Source organism: uncultured Kiloniella sp. (assembly GCF_937128705.1).
Lineage (GTDB): Bacteria > Pseudomonadota > Alphaproteobacteria > Kiloniellales > Kiloniellaceae > Kiloniella.
Map to the genome: position 1 here is coordinate 1 of NZ_CAKZMP010000120.1, position 2,737 is coordinate 2,737.

The following is a 2,737-nucleotide window of genomic DNA, read 5'->3' on the forward strand; positions in this document are numbered from 1 at the left end:
GAATTGTAAGTATAAGAATAATTGGAAACTTAAAATTCACGACAAAGAAGAAAGAGAGCCACCTCACGTTACAATTTATGGAGGAGGCGATAAATGGAGATGGGCCTTAAGAGAAAAAAGGTTTATGGATAAAAGGCCACCTCATCATGGAGTTCATAAGGATATTCTTGATGAGATAAAAGAGCGATGGGTTGAAATTTCATATGAATGGAATTTGATACATGCAGATAACCCTGTTCATATCGATGAAGATTTATTAAACGATTTTTTCGAAGAGCAAGGTTGGAATGTTGACGCTAAATTAGAAGAATATAACAAATTATTAAAAGAGAATGAGAAATTATGACAGCAGCACAAAAACATGAAATTACTATTTTTGGAACCGTGTCTCAGAGAGATGAGGTTCGAGCTTCAAATTGGTTTGAACCAAGCAAGCACACTGTTGCTATAACAGATCGCGATTTCGACAAAGTTTTGCAGAGTGAAATTTTAGGGAAAAATCCAATATTTATCGCATTGTCTAAGTCTGTTCTTAATCATTTTTTAAAATATCTTGCAGATAAAATTATAGATAATAATATGGTAGGGTCATTTTATAAGTCAAAACCTTCATTAATTAGTTTTAAAGATATGAACTTAGATGAAGAGAGAATCGTTATTGATGACCTTTTTGAAGATGTTATTTTTAACAAAAAAAGAAATCTCACTTTGCTAGAAAAAGAGGAACTGATGTTTGTTCTTTCTAAGCCTTTGTCTGAAAGAAGAGATCGTGTAATTGGAGTTCAGGTTCTAAAAGGGTTGAAAAAAATCAAGCTTCTAAGAGGAAACTTTGAGTCTTTGTATGTACCAATGGAAAATTTTGAAACTACAACCCAAGGTGTAGAACCAGACTTCGATGATCTTGAAGTTATGGAATATGGTCATTATATTCGTTTGGGAGACTATGAAGCGGCTGTAACTGGTGTATTGTATGAATGTGATAAGGATTATCGACTTAGAAGAAAAAAAGAAAGATTGGAGAATGAAATTTCTTTTGGCGCTTGTTTAAGAAGATATCGAATACAGAAAAAAATTCGGCAAAGTGATCTGGAAAATACTTCTGAAAAAACAATTAGAAGAATTGAAGATGGTGAGAATCCCACAAATTCAACAAAAGCTAAAATTTTAAATGAATTTATTTCTAAAGACTTGCCAGAATGGGCTTTAGAAGACATTAAAGCATTTTTACAAACCACAAATTGCCCAATTGCAGTAAGATCTTCTAGTATTTTAGAAGATTCTAATTACCAACCTTTTGCAGGAGTTTTTTCTACTTATATGGTTCCAGACTCAGAAATCGATAAAAAAGTTGCAGATGTTCTGGAACGGGTAAGTTTGCCCGATGCAGGGCCAAAAGATGTGGCGCAGCTTTCTGGCGGGCAGCGTCAGCGCATCGCGATTGCGCGTTCTCTAGTTCTAGAGCCAGCTGTTTTACTTCTTGATGAGCCATTAGGAGCTCTCGATTTAAAACTGCGCGAACACATGAAAGTTGAGCTGAAACAGCTTCAGCATGAAGTTGGAACAACCTTTGTCTATATCACTCACGATCAATCCGAAGCTCTGGTGATGTCCGACAATGTTGCTGTTATGAACGAAGGACGTTTTGAGCAAGTTGGATCGCCACAGGATCTCTATTACAATCCGAAAACGGCTTTTGTTGCTGGCTTTGTTGGTGATTCAAATCGTTGGAGCGGCCGGGTTGATACGATTGATAACGGACAGGCGCTGGTATCACTTGATGATGGCGGCGTGATTGCCGGAATAACAGGCAATGAAAAAACGCTTACGGTTGGTGACAAAGTAGAGCTCTTTGTCCGCCCCGAAGCGATTACAATTGAACGCGATAGCTCTGCTCAGGCCGGGGCGCATCTTGAAGACGGCCAGAATACTTTGTCGGGACTGGTTGAAAACCTTCTTTTTGACGGGGCAAACAGCCGCGCGCAGGTCCGCGATCAACAAACAGGCCATCAGGTCACTGTTTCATTGCCACAGACAGGTGCTTTTAGCGATCTCAAGTCTGGCGAACAGCTTCGATTGTCTTGGGGTGTGGATAAGGCCCGTGCTTATGTTTCCCCCACAGGTACGTCGTCTGGTCTTGGTAAGGAGCAGGCGGCATGAGTACACTCCAGATAACCTCTGGAACAGACAAGAGTGACACAATTCCGATGATCAAACTCGGGACTTTTCTATTGATGTTGCCGCTTTTGCTTTGGCTGTTTCTACTTATTATTTTACCACATCTCGATCTCTTGACTGTCTCTCTACGTGAAAAGCTAGGGTATCGGGAGTATGCGTTTAGTTTTCAGAACTATATCGAGTTTTTTACTGAGCCGCTTTATTGGAACACCTTTGTTCGTACGGCTGTCATGTCCATTGTCGCAACAGCGATCACATTGGTTGTCGGTTTTCCGGTGTCTTATTACATTGCCAAAGTTCTTAAAGGCAAAAAGCGTAACCTGCTGTTTATGATGTGCCTGATCCCCTTTTGGGTTTCCGAGCTTGTCAGAACTTTTGGCTGGATGATTTTACTGCGTGAATCCGGTGTGATCAGTAGTTTTCTGCAATGGGCTGGTCTTGTTGATGGACCTGTCGAGCTGCTCTACAGTGATGCAACGTTGATGGTTGGTCTGGTTTATACGTCCATGCTCTTTATGGTCGTTCCACTGGTTTCTGTGTTGGATACGCTGGATGATAGCCT

3 protein-coding genes are annotated in these 2,737 nt (G+C 40.3%); all 3 read left to right on the forward strand.

Annotated elements, in window-relative coordinates:
• Positions 1 to 346 (forward strand): hypothetical protein (locus Q0241_RS06975; RefSeq protein ID WP_299375192.1); only part of this gene is annotated, 346 nt, incomplete at its 5' end.
• Positions 343 to 2,157, forward strand: coding sequence for an ATP-binding cassette domain-containing protein (locus Q0241_RS06980; RefSeq protein ID WP_299375195.1), 1,815 nt, complete (start codon positions 343 to 345; stop codon positions 2,155 to 2,157). The genes Q0241_RS06975 and Q0241_RS06980, both read left to right, overlap by 4 nt.
• Positions 2,154 to 2,737 (forward strand): ABC transporter permease (locus Q0241_RS06985; RefSeq protein ID WP_299375198.1); only part of this gene is annotated, 584 nt, incomplete at its 3' end. The genes Q0241_RS06980 and Q0241_RS06985, both read left to right, overlap by 4 nt.